Origin of the sequence: Flavobacterium sp., assembly GCF_043779715.1 — a bacterium.
Classification (GTDB): domain Bacteria; phylum Bacteroidota; class Bacteroidia; order Flavobacteriales; family Flavobacteriaceae; genus Flavobacterium.
In genome coordinates, this window is sequence record NZ_JAYWDT010000162.1 from 1 (window position 1) to 3,320 (window position 3,320).

General features: G+C 33.7%; 2 protein-coding genes. Both read right to left on the bottom strand.

Annotated elements, in window-relative coordinates:
- Window positions 1-897: efflux RND transporter periplasmic adaptor subunit (locus tag ACH2BG_RS07970; protein ID WP_395047174.1), on the bottom strand; the 897-nt coding region annotated here is incomplete at its 3' end.
- Window positions 898-908: 11 nt separating this feature from the next.
- Window positions 909-3,320 (bottom strand): efflux RND transporter permease subunit (locus ACH2BG_RS07975; RefSeq protein WP_395047175.1); only part of this gene is annotated, 2,412 nt, incomplete at its 5' end.

Consider the following 3,320-nt stretch of genomic DNA (forward strand, 5'->3'; position numbering starts at 1 on the left):
CCCCGATTTATTGCCTTGCACTGTGGCGTGAACTGGTATGCTCTTACTATCGTTTTCAAAAGAAGCACCTATTGAATATACTTTTGCATTATAATCTTCGCCTGAATTATTGGTAATTCTAAAATGAATAATTTGTCCGACTTTGAGCATAGGTAAATCTTTTTCAAATACATTCAAATCCAAATGTAATTGAGAGTTATCTACAATTTCGGCAACTGGCGAAGACACATCTACATAACTTCCAATTTTTGCAAATACATTGCTTATAGTACCGCTAATAGGACTTGCAACCGACAAAGAAGAACGCAAATTACTATTGTTTAAACTATTTGGATTGATGCCCATCATTTGAATTTGTTGTTGCAAAGAAGCTCTGCGAGTTCTCATTGATTTTAGTTCCGCATTGGCACTTTGGTAATTTTTTAATGCACCTGCGTTACCCTCATTAAGTTCTTTTTGTCTTGCTACTTCTTGTTCTGCAAAAATTATTTTACTGGCAGTACTCAAATATTCTTCTTGTAATTGTATGAATTGTGGATTAGCAATAGTGGCAATTATTTGACCCTTTTTTACAAAATCTCCCAATTGAACATTGATAGTTTTGATAACGCCACCATAAAGTGACGTTGCATTTGCTTTGTTATTGTTAGGCACTCTTAAAGCACCATTTGCCTTGAGTGTAGCCGTTAATTGTTTTTGCTCAATTGTTCCATACTGGACATCTACCGTTTTTATTTGTTCAGCCGTGAGGGAAGCAATTGTTGGTTCGACTTCTTCTTTTACAACTTTTTGCTCCTCTTCTTGAGGTTTGTTTTCTTTATTACCGCAAGAAATTAGAAATAGGCAAAGAGCAAAGGACAAAAGGCAATTTTTATATTTTATTTTTAAAGATTTCATTTTTTTTTAATTTATTTGTTTGTGAAATAATTGTATTCAATAATCGCTTGATTGTAAGCATTTAAATTATCTAAATAATTTTTTCGTATTTCGATAGCTTGGCTTAAATACAATGAAAAATCGGCATAGCTTATTTCTCCTGCTCGATAAGATAGATTAGCAGCCTTTATAATTTCTTCAGCTTGTTGCAAACCCGAAGTTTCATAAAATTGTAAACCCGACACGCTTTTTTCAACTTCTGTCTGGCGTTGTGCTAAAGAAGATTTTAATATTTGCGTTTGATATTGCAATTGTTGTTCTTGCACTTCTTTTTCGGCTTTAGCCGCTTTTATTTTGTTTCTATTGGCACCACTTCCGAAAACAGGAAATGAAGTTGAAAATGAGAAACCAGTATATGGATCCTCAACACCATACAATTTTTGCGAAAAAACTCTACCGGAAAAATCTGGTAATCGATTGCTTTTTTGTATCGCGATTTCACTATTGGCAATAGCTACATTTTGTTGCAATAAAAGGATACTTGGATGGTTGTCTGATGTACTTTGTAAACCATATTCTAATTTTTCTAACGATTTAGAAAGTGGCAAAATCGCTTCTGAACTATTCAATAATTGCATTAATGCCTGTTGTTGCATTAGCATTTCTTTTTGAAGTTGCGTGATGTTTGTTTCAATTTCTTTCAACTTAACATTAGCGGAAATTTTTTCAATCCCAGCGCTTTCTCCTGTTTTGACTTTTACAATAGTGGTTTTTAGTAAACCAATATAAATACTGTCTAATCGCTGATATAAAGCCGTTTTGTCTTGTAAATACCACAATTGATAATATACCAAACGAATATTTTTTTTCAATTCAGTATTGATTACTTCTTTGTTGAATTCATAATATTTGGTTTGCTCGCGATAGTAATTTTTCTTGGCTTGGTTTACCTGTGGCATAAAGAAGCTTTGTTGTAAACCGATTTTCCAAATTCCAGTTTTATCCGAAGGTCGCAAATCTTCATTTTCTATAAAAATGCCCGTTTTAGAAAATTCCTTATTCCCTTTTATCAAAAACTGATTTTTTGAGATTTGAGATTGATTGATATTGTATTGCAAATTATCCTTTAAACCTAAAGTCAAAACTTCATCAATAGATTTACGAGATTGTGCCTGACTATTATTGAATGAAAATAATAATCCGATAACTAAAATTGTTGTAATTGATTTCACTTCTGGTTTTCCTTTTAATTTAATTTTTGTATTGAATATAATGTAAAGCAAAGGCAATACGAATAAGGTTAAAAATGTAGCAGTAAGTAATCCGCCAATAACAACAGTTGCCAATGGTTTTTGTACTTCAGCACCCGCACTATGCGATAACGCCATTGGTAAAAAGCCTAAAGAGGCAACAGTTGCTGTCATCAATACTGGGCGTAGTCTGATTTTTGTTCCTTCAATTACCCGTTTTATAACATCATCCCAACCTTCTTTTTCGAGTTGGTTGAATGTGCCAATCAATACAATTCCGTTTAATACGGCTACACCAAACAATGCAATAAAACCAATACCTGCGGAAATACTAAAAGGCATTCCTCGAATTAGCAAAGCGAACACGCCACCAATGGCACTCATTGGAATTGCTGAAAATATTAAACTGGCTTGTTTCATTGAATTGAATGTAAAATACAAAAGCATAAAAATGAGAAGTAAGGAAATAGGAACAGCAATCATCAAACGATTGGATGCCTTTTGTAAGTTTTCAAATGTGCCTCCATAGGTAAAATAATAACCCGATGGTAACTTTACTTTCGTCGCCAACTTTTCTTGAATTTCTTTTACTACACTTTGTACATCCCTGTCTTGGATATTAAAACCAATTACAATTCTACGTTTTCCTGCTTCACGGCTTATTTGTGCAGGCCCTAATTTAAAATCTACTTTTGCAACTTGTGATAATGGTATTTGATTGCCAGTAGGTGTCGGTATCAATAGATTATTCACATCGTCGATACTTCTTCTTGACGTACTGTCTAAACGAACTACTAAATCAAATTTACGCTCGTTTTCGTAAACTACACCTGCTGCTTTTCCTGCAAAAGCAGTACTTACAATACTGTTGATGTCTTCAACATTTAGCCCATAATTAGCGATGCGTAAACGGTCGTATTCGATATTAATTTGTGGCAAACCATCGATTTGCTCCACTTGTGGTGTTGAAACGCCTTTTACGTTTACAATCACATTTTCCACTTTTTTGGCATATACAGAAAGACTATCCAAGTTTTCGCCAAATATTTTTATGGCAACATCTTGTTTAATCCCTGTCATTAATTCATTGAAACGCATTTGAATAGGCTGACTTTTTTCGATAAAAACCCCTGGTATTACGCTTAATTTTTCTTCTATTGCATCGCCTAATTCATCATAGGTTCTTCCAGATTT